This is a genomic window from Vibrio renipiscarius (genome assembly GCF_000827885.1).
GTDB classification, from domain to species: Bacteria; Pseudomonadota; Gammaproteobacteria; order Enterobacterales; family Vibrionaceae; genus Vibrio; species Vibrio renipiscarius.
In genome coordinates this window covers 76,003-94,912 of the sequence record NZ_JTKH01000013.1, presented here as the reverse complement: position 1 = coordinate 94,912, position 18,910 = coordinate 76,003, and the positions used below count along the sequence as shown (strand labels likewise).

15 protein-coding genes and 1 rRNA gene are annotated in these 18,910 nt (G+C 45.5%); 5 read left to right on the top strand and 11 right to left on the bottom strand.

Going from position 1 to position 18,910, the window contains the following annotated elements:
• From OJ16_RS09690 to trxA, 7 genes are all read right to left on the bottom strand, one after another.
• A 16S ribosomal RNA gene (locus OJ16_RS09690) occupies nucleotides 1-601 on the bottom strand; the annotation flags it as partial.
• A gap of 546 nt (nucleotides 602-1,147) precedes the next feature.
• Nucleotides 1,148-1,861: an NAD(P)H-flavin reductase gene (fre, locus tag OJ16_RS09685; protein WP_040989856.1), complete on the bottom strand. Its 714-nt coding sequence runs from the start codon at nucleotides 1,859-1,861 to the stop codon at nucleotides 1,148-1,150.
• Nucleotides 1,862-1,875: 14 nt separating this feature from the next.
• Nucleotides 1,876-2,145, bottom strand: coding sequence for a 2Fe-2S iron-sulfur cluster-binding protein (locus OJ16_RS09680; RefSeq protein ID WP_040989854.1), 270 nt, complete (start codon nucleotides 2,143-2,145; stop codon nucleotides 1,876-1,878).
• A complete protein-coding gene (gene ubiD, locus OJ16_RS09675) occupies nucleotides 2,145-3,986 on the bottom strand; it encodes a 4-hydroxy-3-polyprenylbenzoate decarboxylase (RefSeq protein ID WP_040989852.1) in 1,842 nt (613 codons plus the stop codon). The genes OJ16_RS09680 and ubiD overlap by 1 nt, the downstream gene beginning before the upstream one ends.
• A gap of 91 nt (nucleotides 3,987-4,077) precedes the next feature.
• Nucleotides 4,078-5,076, bottom strand: coding sequence for a hypothetical protein (locus tag OJ16_RS09670; protein WP_040989850.1), 999 nt, complete (start codon nucleotides 5,074-5,076; stop codon nucleotides 4,078-4,080).
• Between the two features lie 103 nt (nucleotides 5,077-5,179).
• Complete coding sequence (gene rho / locus OJ16_RS09665) at nucleotides 5,180-6,439, bottom strand: transcription termination factor Rho (protein WP_040989861.1); 1,260 nt, start codon at nucleotides 6,437-6,439, stop codon at nucleotides 5,180-5,182.
• 204 nt (nucleotides 6,440-6,643) lie between these two features.
• On the bottom strand, nucleotides 6,644-6,970 hold the full coding sequence (gene trxA, locus OJ16_RS09660; RefSeq protein ID WP_040989848.1) for a thioredoxin TrxA: 327 nt from the start codon (nucleotides 6,968-6,970) through the stop codon (nucleotides 6,644-6,646).
• A gap of 111 nt (nucleotides 6,971-7,081) precedes the next feature.
• Between trxA and rhlB the strand changes: the two genes are divergently transcribed.
• Nucleotides 7,082-8,386, top strand: a complete 1,305-nt coding sequence (gene rhlB / locus OJ16_RS09655) for an ATP-dependent RNA helicase RhlB (protein WP_040989846.1) — start codon at nucleotides 7,082-7,084, stop codon at nucleotides 8,384-8,386.
• 6 nt (nucleotides 8,387-8,392) lie between these two features.
• Nucleotides 8,393-9,883, top strand: a complete 1,491-nt coding sequence (gene gppA, locus OJ16_RS09650; protein WP_040989844.1) for a guanosine-5'-triphosphate,3'-diphosphate diphosphatase — start codon at nucleotides 8,393-8,395, stop codon at nucleotides 9,881-9,883.
• A 93-nt stretch (nucleotides 9,884-9,976) separates the two neighbouring features.
• Here the strand turns inward: gppA and OJ16_RS09645 are convergent, their stop codons facing one another.
• The 3 genes from OJ16_RS09645 to recQ form a co-directional block, all read right to left on the bottom strand.
• Nucleotides 9,977-10,657, bottom strand: coding sequence for a 7-cyano-7-deazaguanine/7-aminomethyl-7-deazaguanine transporter (locus OJ16_RS09645; protein ID WP_040989843.1), 681 nt, complete (start codon nucleotides 10,655-10,657; stop codon nucleotides 9,977-9,979).
• A gap of 215 nt (nucleotides 10,658-10,872) precedes the next feature.
• Entirely contained in the window at nucleotides 10,873-11,199 is a 327-nt protein-coding gene (locus tag OJ16_RS09640; RefSeq protein ID WP_040989841.1) for a DUF3630 family protein, read from the bottom strand.
• Nucleotides 11,192-13,030 (bottom strand): ATP-dependent DNA helicase RecQ, encoded by a 1,839-nt coding sequence (gene recQ, locus OJ16_RS09635; protein WP_040989840.1) that lies wholly within the window; start codon nucleotides 13,028-13,030, stop codon nucleotides 11,192-11,194. The genes OJ16_RS09640 and recQ overlap by 8 nt, the downstream gene beginning before the upstream one ends.
• Nucleotides 13,031-13,175: 145 nt before the next feature.
• Here recQ and rarD point away from each other — a divergent pair, with 145 nt between their 5' ends.
• From rarD to OJ16_RS09620, 3 genes are all read left to right on the top strand, one after another.
• A complete protein-coding gene (gene rarD, locus OJ16_RS09630; RefSeq protein ID WP_040989838.1) occupies nucleotides 13,176-14,090 on the top strand; it encodes an EamA family transporter RarD in 915 nt (304 codons plus the stop codon).
• Between the two features lie 67 nt (nucleotides 14,091-14,157).
• Nucleotides 14,158-14,955 (top strand): AraC family transcriptional regulator, encoded by a 798-nt coding sequence (locus OJ16_RS09625; protein ID WP_040989837.1) that lies wholly within the window; start codon nucleotides 14,158-14,160, stop codon nucleotides 14,953-14,955.
• Between the two features lie 70 nt (nucleotides 14,956-15,025).
• Entirely contained in the window at nucleotides 15,026-15,679 is a 654-nt protein-coding gene (locus tag OJ16_RS09620) for a LysE family translocator (RefSeq protein WP_040989835.1), read from the top strand.
• 886 nt (nucleotides 15,680-16,565) lie between these two features.
• Here the strand turns inward: OJ16_RS09620 and uvrD are convergent.
• Nucleotides 16,566-18,740 carry a DNA helicase II gene (gene uvrD, locus OJ16_RS09615; RefSeq protein WP_040989833.1) on the bottom strand — a complete coding sequence of 725 codons (2,175 nt, stop codon included), beginning with the start codon at nucleotides 18,738-18,740 and terminating at the stop codon, nucleotides 16,566-16,568.
• Between the last annotated feature and the right edge of the window lie 170 nt (nucleotides 18,741-18,910).

The following is an 18,910-nucleotide window of genomic DNA, read 5'->3' as shown; positions in this document are numbered from 1 at the left end:
GACTTAACGAACCACCTGCATGCGCTTTACGCCCAGTAATTCCGATTAACGCTCGCACCCTCCGTATTACCGCGGCTGCTGGCACGGAGTTAGCCGGTGCTTCTTCTGTCGCTAACGTCAAACACYTACGCTATTAACGCAAATGCCTTCCTCACGACTGAAAGTACTTTACAACCCGAAGGCCTTCTTCATACACGCGGCATGGCTGCATCAGGCTTGCGCCCATTGTGCAATATTCCCCACTGCTGCCTCCCGTAGGAGTCTGGACCGTGTCTCAGTTCCAGTGTGGCTGATCATCCTCTCAGACCAGCTAGGGATCGTCGCCTTGGTGAGCCATTACCTCACCAACTAGCTAATCCCACCTGGGCTAATCTTAACGCGAGAGGCCCGAAGGTCCCCCTCTTTGGCCCGTAGGCATCATGCGGTATTAGCTATCGTTTCCAATAGTTATCCCCCACGTTAAGGCATATTCCCAGGCATTACTCACCCGTCCGCCGCTCGTCAGCAAAGAAAGCAAGCTTTCTTCCTGTTACCGCTCGACTTGCATGTGTTAGGCCTGCCGCCAGCGTTCAATCTGAGCCATGATCAAACTCTTCAATTTAAGATTTTGTCGGCTCAATGAATACTGACTTCAAAACTGTTCTTACTCGAAAGTAAGAAGTAATTTTAAAGCTATTACCATTCCAACAGAATGGTAATGAATTGACTGTGCCAAGATTAAGTAAACTTAATCTCGATTGGTCACTCAGTTCATTGAACCCAATTGTGTTTCCGAAGAAACAGTCGTTACCTAAGTAACAACTTATTGGATTATCATCAACGAGTGCCCACACAGATTGATAGGTTTATATTGTTAAAGAGCGTTGCTTTAAGAGTTTCTCTCAAAGCGGAGGTGAATTTTAACGAGATAATTAAAAGAGTCAAATACTTTTTTAATTTATTTTCCGATAACTTTCTACCTCTCTAACAATCGCTTAAGCCTTGCGGCGTATGCCCTGTCAGTGGTTGCGCATTATAGGGAACTGAATTTTATTGGCAAGCATTTTTGTGCAAAAACTTTAAAAAAACCATCAACCGGTTAAAGTTGCAACAAAACGATGAAAAAGAGAGCTAAACGCCCTCTTTTATGTGCTTGTGTTGCTCTTAATTAGATAAAAGCGTAAGCATCCGCAAACATTCTGTCGCTTCTCGCCTGCTTGTTTTGTGTGAATTGTTCACGGGCAGCGCCGGCCATTTCAAAACGACCCGCAATATAGATATCAAAATCAGCGAGTGTATCGAAGTCTTCACTTATTGCTTCTAATACATTGCCGACTTTACCTCGCCATTCACTTGGCGCCTGTTCAACGACGGGAATAAAATGCACATGCGCGTATTGCTCAGCTAACGTTGTCAGTTCTTCTGCGGCATAAAGTTGGCTATCATCACGCGCTCCCCAATAAAGGTAAATCGGATTCACTTTTCGTTGTGCGATGCAATGATCCAGGATAGAGCGGACATAACTAAAACCAGTACCACCGGCAATCAGTAACAATGGACGTTCACTTTCTTCTTGTATCCATGCATCCCCATGCGGGGCATCAACCATAATTGATGTGCCATCGACTAGAGCTGCCTTCATTGCCTCAACCACTTCATGTGCGTAAGCATTTTGCTCCGCCGCACCAATATGTAGCTCAAGTTCACCTTCATGCCGGCAAGGGCTACTCGCAATCGAAAATGGACGTTTGTCTTTTTCGCCCATCACTACCATTAGGTATTGACCTGCTTTAAAGGTAACTAGCTGCTCTGGATGAAGCAGGATTCGATAGGTATTCGCAGCGAGTGATTCTATCGACTTAACTTTACATTGAATGCTCATGGTGTTCCTCTTGCTTACTCTTCAAAAGTAAGCACTAAATTACTTTCTGTATACGCAAGGCATGCAAATATCCACCCCTGCTGTTGTTCTTGTTCTGTAAGCATCGGTTCCAATTCATAATGAATCTCCCCTGATACTTTTTTGCACATACACATCGCACATGCGCCAACCTGACAACGATGAGGGAAGCTTATATTATTGTTGAGCGCGGCTTCCAATACCGTTTGTCCTGCTGGGACTTCAAATGTTACCTGACTCGGTAATAACGTAACAAGGCTTGCCATTACAAATCCAATTGATGCCATATCGCATCAATTTTGTCGACCAATAGTGGATCTTTCTTGATGGGAATCCCCCACTCTCGCGAGGCTTCATTACCAAGTTTATTGGTCGCATCCAAAGCAATACGCCCCACACCAGAACTACGTTCAAGCAAACTATCGCGAGCGGGATCCATACGAGTTGTTATCGCCCAAATGACATCGTTCCAATCACGAACATTGACATCATCAACGACCACAACAAATTTTGGATCGACAAGCGGTGATAATGACGACCATATCTCTGCGATGACTTGTTGACCTTCACCTGGGTGTTGCTTTTCAATTGCCACCAACACCATCTGGCCATCCTTCGCCCCTTTAGGTAAATAGATGTCACGAATCGTTGGATTGGCTAATTTTATTTGTTCTAGAATATCTAATGGCGCTTCCAGCTCCGCCCCAGATTCCGGTGAGCTTGTCGCTAACTCGGCCTCCCATTTAATCGTGGCATCCCAACCAATTTTAGAGCCTAGGCCAACCACAGGAGAGGCGAAATCTAATGAATCGATCGGCGTATGCTCAATGAGTAAGGTGTCTCGCACCGGATCCATATTTGTGGTCATAGCTTGAACCACATCATCCCAATTTCGGGCATTAACCGATTCATCGCATACGATAACAAATTTGGTGTACATAAACTGACGTAAGAAAGACCATACCCCCATCATGACGCGTTTGGCGTGTCCAGGGTATTGCTTCTTCAACGTCACGATCGCCATACGATAAGAACAACCTTCTGGCGGTAGGTAGAAGTCTTCTATCTCAGGAAACTGCTTTTGTAAAATAGGGACAAAGACTTCGTTTAATGCGACGCCTAAGACCGCAGGTTCGTCCGGTGGGCGTCCGGTGTACGTACTGTGATAAATTGGTTTTTGGCGCATGGAAATGTGCGTGATAGTAAAGACGTGGTGTTTTTCTTTTTCGTTATAGTAACCTGTATGGTCACCGTAAGGCCCCTCATCAGCAAACTCTTGCGGATCGATATAGCCTTCAAACACCATCTCAGCGCTCGCCGGCACATCCAAATCATTACTTAACGATTTCACAACTTCTGTTCGGCTGCCTCGCAATAGTCCTGCAAAAGCATATTCTGACAGACTATCTGGAACAGGGGTAACCGCGCCGAGAATCGTCGCAGGGTCAGCGCCAAATGCCACCGAAACCGGAAATCGTTCACCTGGATGAGTTTCCATCCAGTCACGTAGATCTAACGCACCGCCACGGTGGGCCAACCAACGCATAATCACTTTATTTTTACTGATTTTTTGCTGGCGATAAATGCCGAGGTTCTGGCGTTTTTTATTCGGCCCTTTTGTGATCGTCAATCCCCAAGTCAGTAATGGCGCGACATCATCTTGCCAGCAACTCATTACCGGAATTTTATCGAGATCGACGTCTTCACCTTGCCAAACAATTTCCTGACAAGGGGCTTTACGCAAACGCTTAGCGGGCATATTGAGCACTTGCTTAAATACTGGGAGTTTATCAAGGGCATCTTTAAAGCCACGCGGTGGTTCTGGCTCTTTTAAATACGCCAGTAATTTACCCACCTCACGCAGTTCTTTCACTTCTGAGCGTCCCATTCCCATAGCGACCCGCTCGGGTGTACCAAATAAATTGGTCAAGACAGGATAATCATAGCCAATCGGATTTTCGAACAATAAGGCGGGACCGCCAGCCCGTAGCACGCGATCGCTGATTTCCGTCATCTCATAGTGAGGATCGACAGGGTGAGTAATACGTTTTAGCTTTCCTTGCTTCTCAAGCAGGTCAACAAAATCGCGCAAGTCCTTAAAACTCATAGATCTTCTAATTATCTGGTTAAACTGCGTTCAGTATATCAAACAAAATCGGATCTCCGATCCTTGTTTTCCGTATGGGTATTACAAGCGCTTATTGACCTAACACACTGAGAATGGCGCTGCGTTTTACATGAGTATCACTAGACACTAATTCAACCAACCAAGCCGAGTGGCCTTGTCGAGCAAGCAAATCTGCGACCAGTGACACCTCTTCACTATTATTCATTCTCGCAATCAAAAATGCTTTCACTTCGTGACTAATAGGATTCATCGAGGTTAGCGCCGTGAGCGCTTGCTCACGTAGGCTCGGATTGCTGGCCGCCTGCATAATTTGTTGTTGCGCAAAGGTATCGCCAACTTGTGCTAATCGACTGAGCTCATTCTGAGTGTAGTGATCCGCCTTCATCAACCAAACGAGTTTATATATGGCCACATCCTCACTCACCTGAGCAAGCCTCACCATAACTTCCGACGAAGGCAACCAACTCACAACCACCTCTTGGGTGAGTTGCTGCGTCAAAAACTCTACCGCTTCAAGAGACAAACTATCCAGTTCACGTATAAAAAGTTTTTCACGCGTTTGCTGCTGGTAATCTGACCCTTCTGTTAACCAATGCCGTAGCTCAAGCTCTTTTCGCTCTGCTTGCATGACAAAATCGAGCGTAGATTGATCCTGTTGCCAACGCTTTAGCAATCGGCTAGCGATCGCGGGAAAGTTAAATGCCGGGATACTGAATTCGTACCCATCTCCTCGCTCTAACACTTGGTAAGTTGGAATCATTGCTTTTTGCTGTTCCACAAAAATAGCCATTCTGGGCGTGAGAATCATGTTTTGTTGTTCTAACTTTTGCAGAAGCAAGTAGCGTGCGACTTCCTGTTGAGGAAACGCTAATCTTTGAAGGGAGAAATTGAGAGCGTCGAGATCATCCTCGACCACATGCAGCAGTAATTCAGCGACTTTGTGATGCATATGATCACTCTGTAACCAAAGCTCAACCCGCTCGGGGGGCATTTCTGTCGCTACCGCATTGAGACTTCCCAACGCCAAGAAGAGGGACAGGAGAAGCGACGACAACATTCCTTGTTGCATGTTAACCTCCTTGTAACATTTGCAGTCATTGTGCTCTTCCGCTGAATAGAATGCAAACAAAAACGCCACCGTAATTACGGTGGCGTTTTTTTAAACAACTGAATTATTGGCGACGCATTGCATCGAAGAACTCATCATTGGTCTTCGTCATCGCTAATTTATCAATGAGGAATTCCATTGCATCAGCTTCGCCCATTGGGTGAACGATCTTACGCAGAATCCACATTTTTTGTAATTCATCACTCTTCGTAAGCAACTCTTCACGACGAGTACCTGAACGGTTGAAATCAATCGCAGGGAATACGCGTTTTTCAGCAATCTTACGGTTTAGGTGCAGTTCCATGTTACCTGTACCTTTAAACTCTTCGTAGATGACTTCGTCCATCTTAGAACCCGTATCAACTAGCGCTGTTGCGATGATCGTTAAGCTGCCGCCTTCTTCTACGTTACGTGCTGCACCGAAGAAACGTTTTGGACGATGTAGAGCATTCGCATCCACACCACCAGTCAGTACTTTGCCTGATGAAGGAACGACCGTGTTGTATGCACGCGCTAGACGAGTGATAGAGTCAAGCAAGATCACTACGTCTTTCTTGTGTTCAACAAGACGTTTCGCTTTTTCGATAACCATTTCTGCTACTTGTACGTGGCGAGAAGCTGGTTCATCAAATGTTGATGCAATTACTTCGCCTTTTACAAGACGTTGCATCTCAGTTACTTCTTCTGGACGTTCGTCGATAAGAAGTACCATTAATTCACATTCAGGGTGATTGTAAGCGATGCTCTGAGCAATGTTTTGTAGCAACATTGTCTTACCGGCTTTTGGCGGCGCTACAATCAGACCACGTTGGCCTTTACCAATAGGTGAAGCCAAATCAAGAATACGTGCTGTAATATCTTCCGTTGCACCATTACCACGCTCCATCGTCATGCGTTCATTAGCATGTAGAGGGGTTAAGTTTTCAAACAGGATTTTGTTACGCGCGTTGTCTGGTTTGTCGTGGTTTACCGTGTTTACTTTAAGTAATGCAAAGTAACGTTCGCCATCTTTTGGTGGACGAATTTTTCCGGCAATCGAATCACCTGTACGCAGGTTGAAACGACGAATTTGACTTGGTGAAACGTAAATATCGTCAGGGCCAGCTAAGTAAGAGCTGTCTGCACTACGTAGGAAACCAAAACCGTCTTGTAGAATTTCCAGAACCCCATCGCCAAAAATATCTTCACCGCTTTTTGCATGCGCTTTTAGGATGGCAAAGATGATGTCTTGTTTTCTTAGACGAGCAAGGTTTTCAAGGCCTAAGCTTTCGCCAAGTTTGACAAGATCAGAAACAGGTCTGCTCTTCAGTTCTGTTAGATTCATGGTGGTAGATGCTTGTTTAGTCAAAATAGGATCTGTTTTATTGAGTAAGATGGATTTGGTCTCTGGATCGACCAAGAAGAGGATACTTGTTTAATTTACGTGCGATAAATTATCACTAAATACTAGCCTAGTCTATCTTTTGTTGCCGTTCAAAAACAAAACCGCACATTGTGAAAAATGTACGGTTTTGTTTATCAGTCGGTCTTACAGGTTAGCTTCTAAGAACTCTTTTAACTGAGTTTTAGACAGAGCGCCAACTTTCGTTGCTGCCACGCTGCCATCTTTAAATAGAAGCAACGTTGGAATACCGCGGATGCCAAATTTAGGTGGCGTTCCTGCATTTTGATCGATATTCAATTTACCGATAGTGAGTTTGCCTGTGTATTCTTCTGCGATTTCATCAAGAATAGGGGCAATCATCTTACAAGGACCACACCATTCTGCCCAAAAATCCACAAGAACCGGGCCTGCAGCGTTGATTACGTCGTTTTCAAAACCTTCATCAGTTAGCTGCAAAATCTTATCACTCATCTTCCACTCCAATGCATTTTTCGGAACTGGTTGGATGATAACCAGTATTGAGATGCTCTATTGGAATGTATTTACTTTCGTATTGCAAGCTTAAGCTGATATTCTATAGCAATGAAAAAGACGCACATCACAGAGCAAAAGTTCGCCGATTTGGGATTAAAGCCCCAAGTTACAAAGGGTTTGGAGCAAAAAGGGTTCGAATATTGTACCCCTATCCAAGCTCAGGCGCTGCCGGTCCTGCTCTCCGGCCGTGATATTGCAGGCCAGGCCCAAACGGGTACTGGTAAGACGTTAGCGTTCCTTACTGCTACTTTTAACCACCTACTGACGACACCAGAGCATGAAGGCCGCCAGCCTACACAGCCTCGTGCCATCATCATGGCACCAACGCGTGAACTAGCGATTCAGATCTATAATGATGCTGAGCCGCTAATTGAAAGCACCGGTCTTAAAGCGGCATTAGCTTATGGTGGCGAAAGCTACGAGAAGCAAGTGACTAAGCTTGAGCAGGGCGTTGATATCTTGATTGGCACAACGGGCCGTATCATCGATTTCTACAAGCAACGTGTATTTCACTTGAATAACATTCAAGTGGTTGTCTTAGATGAAGCAGATCGCATGTTTGATCTTGGCTTTATTAAAGACATTCGTTTCTTGTTCCGTCGTATGCCTGAACCAAAAGAACGTTTGAACATGCTGTTCTCAGCAACACTGTCTTACCGTGTACAAGAACTTGCATTTGAACACATGAATGAACCTGAATCAGTGGTTGTAGAACCAGAGCAAAAAACAGGTCACCGTATTCAAGAAGAACTCTTTTATCCTTCAAATGAAGATAAAATGCCTCTTCTTCAAACAATTATTGAAGAAGAGTGGCCAGATCGCGCCATCATTTTTGCTAACACTAAGCACATGTGTGATTCAATCTGGGGTCATCTTGCGGCCGATAAACACCGCGTAGGTCTACTGACCGGTGATGTACCGCAGAAAAAACGTGAGCGCATTCTTGAGCAATTCACTCAAGGTGAAGTGGACATTTTGGTTGCAACCGATGTTGCAGCACGTGGCCTACACATCCCACAGGTAACGCACGTATTTAACTACGACCTACCTGACGATTGTGAAGATTACGTTCACCGTATCGGCCGTACTGGTCGTGCTGGTGCAAGTGGTCACTCAATCACATTTGCTTGTGAGCAGTACGCGATCAACTTACCGGCGATCGAAGAGTACATTGAGCATACGATTCCTGTTTCTGATTACGATTCTTCAGCATTGTTGCAGGATCTACCAGCGCCAATTCGCATGCGTACACGCAATAACCAGCAGCAACGCCGCACTAATACGGGTGGCTCCCGCACTGGTAATCGCAAACCAAATCGTTCACGCCCACCGCGTCAACAAAAGGATTCTTAAGTCGCTATGAGCCAAGTTGTCCCCTCTCCGCTGTACGCCGCTATCGACCTCGGGTCGAACAGTTTTCATATGCTCGTTGTGCGTCATATTGATGGCAGCGTTCAGACCATGGCGAAAATTAAGCGTAAGGTTCGCCTTGCCGCTGGGTTGAACGAACACAATTCGTTAAGCCAAGAAGCCATGCAAAGAGGTTGGGATTGCTTGAGTTTATTTGCAGAGCGACTGCAAGATATCCCTCAAGAAAACATTCGTATTGTCGGTACGGCAACATTACGTACGGCGACTAACGTGGATGTTTTCTTAGAGAAAGCAAACCAGATTCTCGGTTATAAAATAGAGGTCATTGGTGGTGAAGAAGAAGCGGCCACCATTTATAAAGGTGTCGCTCATACTTCAGGGGGAAGCGGACGTCGCTTAGTGGTTGATATTGGCGGAGCAAGCACCGAACTAATTATTGGTGAAGGCTTTGAAGCCAAAGCGCTCACTAGCCTAAAAATGGGCTGTGTGACTTGGTTAGATCGCCACTTTAAAGATCGCCAACTCAATATCACGAACTTCAATCATGCAATTGAAGCTGCGAAAGCAACCTTACACCCCATCTTTGAACAATACACCGAGTTAGGCTGGGATGTTTGTGTCGGAGCCTCTGGCACGGTACAAGCATTACAAGAAATCATGCTGGCGCAAGGAATGGATGAGGTAATTACTCATGCCAAACTAAAGCGCCTGCAAAAGCAAGCGATGCTGGCTGATCATTTAGAAGAATTGGACATCGAAGGGTTAACCCTCGAACGCGCTTTGGTTTTCCCTAGCGGTCTCTCTATTCTTATCGCCATCTTCGAACTGCTGAACATCGACTCGATGACCTTAGCTGGCGGAGCTCTCCGCGAAGGCTTAGTGTATGAAATGGTCGACGAACTCAAGCAAGATGACATACGCGCTCGAACCATTGCAAGCGTACAAAGTCGTTATCAAATAGACGACATTTATGGCCAACAAGTTGCCAATCTTGCCCAACGTTTACTCAGCCAATGCGAACCAGATTGGTTGGTTGAGCAACAAGCGATTGCCATGCTTACAACTGCCGCAAAATTGCATGAAATAGGGCTCGCGATTGACATCAAGAAAGGGGGCGAACACGCCGCCTATCTACTCAAAAATCTCGACCTGCCTGGCTACACGCGAGCACAAAAATACTTACTTGCCGAAGTCGTTCGTCGTTACCGAGAACAGCTGAATTCTTTACCAGAACAACACGCTATTTCAAGCGCGAGTGCGAAACGTGTGCTTCGATTATTGCGTTTATCGGTTCAACTAACTCATCGTCGCCAACAAGCATTAGAACCACACGTTATTTTGCAGTCGGAAGGCGATAAGCTCACTTTATTTATTGATGCTCAATGGTTGGCGAGTAATCCGCTTACCGCAAGCGAATTAGAAATTGAAGCAAACCGTCAAAGTGATATTGGCTGGCCACTGACCATTATCAGTCGTTAAACTCAGCGCGAACTCTCAAAAGCGCCATTCTTAACAGATACAAAAAAGCCCGCTATCAATGCGGGCTTTGTCTTTTCAGTGGTATCGCATTACCTAAGACGCTTTATTCATGGCACCCATTAATTCAAAATCTGGGTTTACTGCCGTGAGTTTCTTCACTAAGAAATTCAGTAAGACACCATACATTGGTACAAACAAGCCAAGGCTGATCACCAATTTAAAGCCGTAGTCTACTAATGCAATTTCCATCCAATGCTCGGCCATGAATGGATCTGGGCTTTGGTAAAATGCCACCGCAAAAAATGCCATCGTGTCGATTGCATTACCAAACAAGGTTGAACACGTTGGTGCAATCCACCACTGTTTCATCTGGCGTAAACGGTTAAAGACTTGCACGTCCAACACTTGGCCAAGTAAGTAAGCCATAAAGCTTGCCGCCGCAATACGCGCGACAAACACATTGAACTCACCAAGATGAGCAAAGCCTTGATACTGACCTTCAAAGAAAACAACTGACAGTAGGTAAGAGACGATCAACGCCGGTAACATCACCAAAAAGATGATTTTACGCGCCATTTGAGCACCAAAAACACGAACCGTTAAATCAGTCGCTAGGAAAATAAAGGGAAATGTAAAAGCACCCCACGTAGTGTGGAAGCCAAAAACGGTAAAAGGCAACTGAACCAAATAATTACTTGATGCAATAATGATCAGGTGGAATGTAGCCAAATATAGAAGGGCGTTGCGCTGTTGCGCAGACGTAAAGTTACTCATGCGATACCTTTTTAGTTTGGTTTGGGGGTGAGGGAACCCAAATCGTGCTCACTGAGTTATCTCAAAAAGAGAAACGAAGCGAATACTTACCAACAATGTTTAAAATAAAAGTGAATGTGTCCTGACTGTGTCGTGTTTATACCGAACAGCAAGAGGCGGGCGATTATACATTAACCAGCTTTGTCTGCAAGATGGATTTTGGAACGACAAAATGCCTATTGTTCAGGCAAACAAAAGCCTTGTTGGAACAACGTTGCAAGGAAGGAAAGCTCGTCTTGGCAATGCATACCTGAGAGGCTTTCAAACCAAACACTTTCGCTGTAATGCTCGGCTTTGAGAAACATTTGGCACTCTTCAAAATCAATCAGCCAAGAGTGAATGTCTGCATCACATTGCTTTTCAATCACGGTCGCGGGCAATGCGGCAAGTAAACGCTCACCTAATTGCGGGAAAGAATCAAAATCAAAACCTGGTGTATTGAGTACAACTCTTCCCTGCTCTGCTTGATATTCGATCAAGCCAAATTCCATTTTATTAACCATGCTGAGTGATGTGATCCTGAATGAGGTCTAAAAATGGATCTGCGTATTTTTCGAGTTTGCGCTGACCAACCCCGTTCACGGCCAACATCTCGCCATAAGACATCGGCAATATTTCCGCCATATCAATTAAGGTTGCGTCACTAAAGACAACGTAAGGTGGCAAGCCATCTTCATCTGCAATCGATTTTCGCAGTTTACGTAATTTAGCAAATAGCTTTTTATCGTAATTCTTACTCGAGAGTTTATCTGATTTTGCAGCGCGAGCGGCAGTATCCAGACGTGGCACCGCAAGCTCAAGAGTCATGTCGCCACGCAATAGCGGGCGTGCCTCTTCGGTCAACTGTAGCGTCGAATTGCGGGTGATATTTTGGAACAATAAACCTTTATGGATCAGCTGACGGAAAATACTCACCCAATAATCATGGCTGTGATCACGCCCTAAACCATAGGTTGATAACTTATCATGGCCTTGCTCGCGGATACGGATATTTTGCATACCGCGCAGTACTTCCACTACATAGCCAATACCAAAGCTTTGATTGACCCGATAAACACACGACAGGGCTTTTTGTGCTTCTTGTGTGGCATCAAAATGCTTAGGCGGATCTAAACAAATATCGCAGTTGCCACACGGCTTATCACGATATTCGCCAAAATAATTGAGCAATACCTGTCGACGACAAGTTTGCGCTTCTGCAAACGCACTCATGGCATTGAGCTTATGGGCTTCGACCTGCTTTTGAGGCCCTTCCGGTTTTTCATCTAGCATGCGGCGTAGCCAGCTAATGTCCGCAGGGTCATACAGCATCACCGCTTCTGCCGGCAAACCATCACGACCCGCTCGACCGGTTTCTTGATAGTAAGATTCAATATTACGTGGAATATCAAAGTGAGCCACAAAGCGCACGTTGGGTTTATTGATCCCCATACCAAAAGCGACGGTGGCGACAACGATCTGAATGTCGTCACGCTGAAAAGCTTCTTGCACGTAAGCGCGTTCATCCGCATCTAGACCGGCATGATAGCTCGCCGCACGAATGTGGTTATTGCACAGTTTCTCCGTCACCATTTCGACTTTTTTACGGCTGCCACAATAAATGATGCCGCAATGCCCCTTTTGAGTATCAAGGTAGCGAATGATCTGTGAAACCGGCTTATGTTTTTCCAGCAAGGTATAGCGAATATTCGGGCGGTCAAAGCTGCCTAAATAATTTAGCGGGTCAACCAACTGCAAACGGCTGACAATGTCATTACGCGTTGCGTCATCGGCGGTCGCGGTTAGCGCCATAAATGGCACGTGCGGGAAATATTGTTTCAGTTGACCAAGCGAGGCATATTCTGGTCGGAAGTCATGTCCCCATTGAGAAATACAATGCGCTTCATCAACCGCAATCATGCTCAGAGACAACCCTTGCAAACGCTCGATAAAATCACGCATCAATACGCGTTCTGGCGAGACGTAAACCAGCTTAAGGGCGCCGGAATTCATCCGGTTATAGACAGAAATAAGATCTTCACGCGACATGGTTGAGTTAACGCATTCTGCCGCCACGCCATCAGCCTTTAACTGATCCACCTGGTCTTTCATCAATGAAATCAGAGGCGAAATCACCAAGGTTAAGCCATGACGAACCAGTGCAGGAACTTGATAACAGAGCGACTTTCCGCCACCTGTAGGCATGATCACAAGGCTGTCTTGGCCTTGAATCGCCGCCTCAATCACTTGCTCTTGTCCTGAACGGAATTGTTGATAACCAAACACCTGTTCAAGCACACTTTGTGCAGTGACAGTTATCTCTTCGTCAGGTTGGGCTAAAAGTGTCGAGGTCATCTATTTCTCAGTTACTCAGTGCGAGGTAAGTGGCACATTGTAGTGGGGAACGCTGGCGAATAAAACTGCAAATTGTTAGGCGTTTTATCAGGCCGCTTTTATACTGGCCAATTCCCCTCATTTTTAAAACAGTTAGTGATCTTGTATGACTCCAGAAGAATTACAACAACGATCGCGCCAAGGTATCCTGTTTGCTATTGGTGCTTACACCATGTGGGGTATCGCTCCGATTTATTTTAAATCGCTAAGCGCTGTTGCCCCCTTAGAAATATTAAGCCATCGCGTGGTTTGGTCCTTTTTCTTACTTGCTGCCCTGCTCCATTTTGGCCGCCACTGGCACAGTGTGCGTGATGTGATGGTCGATAAGCGCAAAATGCTCTACCTGCTCACCTCATCGGTACTGATTGGTTCGAACTGGTTGATTTTCATCTGGGCGGTCAACAGCAACCATATGCTCGATGCCAGCTTAGGGTACTTCATCAACCCACTGATCAATGTGTTACTCGGCATGCTATTTTTGGGCGAACGCTTAAGGAAAATGCAATGGGTGGCAGTGGCGCTGGCCACTGGTGGCGTTCTGGTTCAAATCATGGCTTTTGGCTCGGTGCCTATCGTCGCCATCGGGCTTGCATGCTCCTTCGGTTTTTATGGCTTACTACGAAAAAAAGTCAGCGTTGGCGATCAAACCGGATTATTTATTGAAACCTTAGTCTTATTGCCTGCGGCCGCAATCTATCTGTTATGGATAGCCGATTCTGCGACCTCCAATTTAGAACTCAACCCGATGACATTAAATATTTTATTGGTCTCAGCGGGTGTGATTACCACTTTGCCACTCTTGTGTTTTACCGGCGCGGCGACCCGATTAAAGCTCTCTACACTCGGATTTTTCCAATACATTGGCCCAAGTTTAATGTTCTTACTGGCCGTATTGGTTTATGGGGAAGCTTTCAACCTCGATAAAGCCCTTACCTTTGTCTTTATCTGGGGCGCTTTGGTGGTCTTTAGCGTTGATGGTTTGCGTAACAACCGTCGTAATAAAAAAGCACTCAACCGTTAATTTTATACAAGACAATTTATTGCTCGCTCGATAAGCTTGGTGAAATGTTCACCAAGCTTATTTTTTTATGGATAGTGTTAAATACAGCAACACCATCAGTGAATCGATTAATTTGATTGATGCGCGATATCAACAGTTCGCCTTTCAACGCCACTATCATCTTGATTTTCACATTGGGCTCATCACCCAGGGCGAACAGCGTTTTCACCATCAAGGTCAACAACATCATATCGGGCAAGGCCAAGTCGTGCTCATGGCACCGGATGAATTGCACGACGGCAACTCGGTATTGGAACGTGGCTACCAAACTAAAGTGTTTGTCATCGACCCAAGCTGGCTAACACAGCTTGCGCAATACACTCAACCCGATCAGATTTTGAGTTTCCGTCAGACGATTATTTCGAATCCCGCCATTTTTAATCAACTTTACCAACTGCATCGATTACTAGGTGATGATTCACAGAGTCAACTCGCTAAAGATTGCTTACCGCTGGAAGGGTTTGATCAGCTATTTTCCCAGTTTGGTTATGGCCAACAAGAAAAAGTAACCCCACTCGGTCGCCAATCCATCGCCACATTAAAATCCTTTATTCTCGATCATCTTGATCAACCGATCCGCTTAGAACAACTGGCCAACTTGTGTCATTTAACGCCCACCCAATTTCAACGCCACTTTAAAATGCAAATGGGGATCACCCCTTATGCTTGGCTAAGCAGGCTGCGCTTGGAGCATGGCATGAGACTGCTGCAACAAGGCCACAACGCCACCTATGTCGCCCATCAAATCGGCTTTTATGACCAAGCTCACTTCAGCAAAGCCTTCAAACATAATTTTGGCGTTCCTCCAGCTAAAATCAGTGAGTGATCAAAATTTACAAGCCTGAAGCACATCAAACAGTGATAATCACACCATTATTCCTACCTAGTATCTTGTCATGAACGAAATAACCATCCTTGCAACTCTTGCTGCTGTGCATTGGGTCGCGCTAATGAGCCCAGGGCCTGACTTTGCTTTAGTGGTGCAAAACGCATCGCGTTATGGCCGCCAAACCGGGCTATTTATTGCTTTGGGGTTATCCTGCGGCATCTTGCTCCATTCTATTTTCAGCCTGACTGGCGTAAGCTTTTTAGTACAGCAACACCCCGCATTATTTGCCGCGCTGCAATTATTAGGCGGGAGTTACTTACTCTATCTAGGCATAGGCGCATTACGTGGGGCATTTCAATCTGAAGAGTCATCAGGTACTAAAAATAAATCGCAATATCTGCTGAGCAATAAACGCCAAGCCTTCTCACGGGGTTTTATGACCAACATTCTCAACCCCAAGGCGCTCGTCTTTTTTGTCAGTTTAATGTCGAGCCTTGTCCCTGCGACCATGTCACTCGCTGGCAAAGGGGCTGCGTTATTGATTTTGTGGAGCTTATCGTTGTTATGGTTCTCTTTACTGGCTTGGCTATTATCCAGTGCGCGCTTACAGAAAAAACTGTATCAGGCCAGCAAATATATTGATGGTGCGTGCGGAATTCTCTTTAGTTTGATTGGCTTAACGATTTTGTGGACCACTCTTTCTTCACTAACGTGGCTATAATTTTTGCATCAAGATCGCCGATCTGCCCTAGCTCTTGTGAGAGATCTCTTACAAGACGCTTGGGACATTGCATATTCTTTCAAAGAAAAAAACGCACAAAAACACGCAAGTACTTGATAAATATAGACAATAGCCATTAGCACTTAACTGGCTACTACAAAGAAATCGATTACATCAATTGTTCTGAATCGAGAAAGTCGTAATATAAACCCTGTCGGAAGGATTCTGACACGGAACAGGAAACGGCCAAGGAATAGGTCATCTTCAGGAAGAAGATACGGTTATTTAGGATGAATAATCGGCACGGATAGCAAATAGGACATTGAACGGACGCAATAGTAACTAGGATGGTTGCTACTAAGGATGGGAAATGGACACCTCTGGACGAGGCAAGGACTGAACATCAGGAAGATGTCATGGACACCGCTCAGGGATCAAGTGATGAGAGCTAATCAGGAAGATTAGTAGACCAGGATAAGGTCAAGGACACCGCTAGGATGGCGACGAAAGGAATACGCTGAAGGACTGCAGCACACTATCATGGATTTGATGCATGGAGCACTTTTAGTAGCCGGATTGCTGCGAGTAAGACCATAACCCCGAAGGGCCTAGCCCCTCGGGGTTTTTCTTTTTTACCTGCCTATTTATTGCTGCTGCGTTGTTGGCAATTTTCACTCATCCCATCACATAGCTCACTATGCTCAGGGGATTCACTTATTTATCGCCTAGCTACTATCCCCACTACTTTGAAAACCCCCTCTTTAATTCCTCTATTCTCATCGTCAATGTTGAGAGCAGAACGGATTAAATAGCTTTTGGACACCCATAGGCCAAATACTAAAAAGGCGTACCGAAGTACGCCTTTGAGTTCAATTTAGTTTGCTGATTAGAGCTTTTCTAATCGTGCATAAGCGGTCACTAACCACTTGATGCCTTCACCATTAAAGGCGACTTGTACGCGGCTTTGTGGGCCACTGCCTTCAAAGTTAATGATGGTGCCTTCGCCGAATTTCGGGTGGAGAACACGAGAACCGAGCGTAAAGCCGGTTTCGTTGAAACTCTCTTTTACCACCGTTTGGCTGAAACGACCGCTACTTGAAGGACGGCTGACTTGCGCTTTCATGCGCACTTCATCTAGACACGATTCTGGAAGTTCACGAATAAAACGTGATGGCTTATGGTATTTATCTTGGCCATACAAACGGCGCATTTCCGCATAGGTAATGTAGAGCTTTTCCATTGCACGCGTCATGCCGACATAACAAAGGCGGCGTTCTTCTTCCAAACGCCCTGCCTCTTCTGCTGACATCTGACTTGGGAACATCCCTTCTTCGACGCCAACCATAAACACCATTGGGAATTCCAAGCCTTTTGCGCTATGCAATGTCATCAGTTGCACCGCGTCTTCAAATTCATCGGCTTGCCCTTCACCCGCTTCTAGCGCAGCATGGGTTAAGAAAGCGGTTAATTCACTCATCTCATCCGCTTCTTCCGGCTTTTCAAATTGACGAGTTGCGGTAACTAATTCTTCCAAGTTCTCAATACGTGCTTTGGATTTTTCACCCTTTTCTTGCTCGTACATCGCAAACAAACCCGAGTATTTCACCACATGGTCAGTTTGCTCATGCAATGACATTTCGCGCGTGTCATCTTCCATGGCATTGATCAGTTCAATAAAGCGGCTTAGCGCACCCGCTGCTCGGCCGGTCAGCACTTGCTCATCAATCAATGCCACACAAGAATCCCACATGGTGCAACCGCGATCGCGCGCCGCAAAGCGCACGGTTTCTAACGTTTTATCACCAAGACCACGCGTTGGCGTGTTTACGATACGTTCAAATGCCGCGTCGTTATCGCGATTGTTAATCAGGCGCAAGTAGCCTAATGCATCACGAATTTCCTGACGCTCGAAGAATCGCATACCGCCATAAATACGATAAGGTAAACCCGCTTGCAACAAAGCTTCTTCTAATACACGAGACTGGGCGTTGTTACGATAAAGCATCGCCGTGTCATTCAACACGCCGCCTTTTTCTCGCCACTCTTTAATTTTGCTCACCGCAAAACGAGCTTCATCCAACTCGTTGTAAGCCGAATAAACCGAAATAGGCTCACCGACTTTACCGTCAGTCCACAGCTCTTTACCCATGCGCTCAGTGTTATTGGCAATTAGGGTGTTCGATGCTTCAAGAATGGTCTTGGTCGAGCGGTAATTTTGCTCTAGGCGAATCGTATTGACGCTTGGGAATTCAAGGGTGAACTTTTCGATGTTTTCGATTTGAGCACCACGCCAACCATAGATCGACTGATCATCATCACCCACAATCATCACGTGAGTATCACGACCAGCCATCATACGTAACCAAGCGTATTGAATGTTGTTGGTATCTTGAAATTCGTCGACCAGGATATGTTTAAAACGCGCTTGATAATGCTCACGAATGGCCGTTTTATCACGCAACAGCTCGTGAGCTCTCAGCAAAATTTCGGCAAAGTCGACCAAGCCAGCACGGTCACACGCTTCTTGATAAGCGCTGTACAATTGCAGGTACGTTTTAGTAATTGGATCATGGTAGGCGTCAATGTGATTAGGTCGTAAACCTTCATCTTTTTTGCCATTAATCCACCAGCAGACTTGGCGAGGTGGCCACTGCTTCTCATCTAAATTTTGAGCTTTGATTAAGCGCTTAAGTAAGCGCTGCTGATCATCTGAATCGATAATCTGGAAGTCTTCCGGTAGCTTAGCATCAAGATAATGTGCACGTAGAATGCGATGGCAAATACCATGAAAGGTGCCATTCCACATACCTGACGAACTGCCCATCATCAACTCTTCAATACGGCCACGCATTTCCGCCGCCGCTTTATTCGTAAAGGTCACGGACATAATCGAGAACGGTGACGCTTGCTCAACCGACATTAACCAAGCAATACGATGCACAAGCACGCGTGTTTTACCACTGCCTGCACCAGCAAGAACAAGTAGGTTTTCGATTGGAGCGGCGACAGCCTCACGCTGTTTATCGTTCAGACCGTCGATAAGTAAAGAAGGATCTATCATGGCTAAGCTACTGGTTATTTATACATAAAAGTTGATTATAACCTAAACAGCTATGCGATATGTGCACAAAACGGAGAATTTTTTTCCACTTTTTTATTGCTTAAACATCAATCGATTAAGTAACAAATAAGCAACATTTAGCCCGCTATCCTAATTTTAATGAAAGTTTT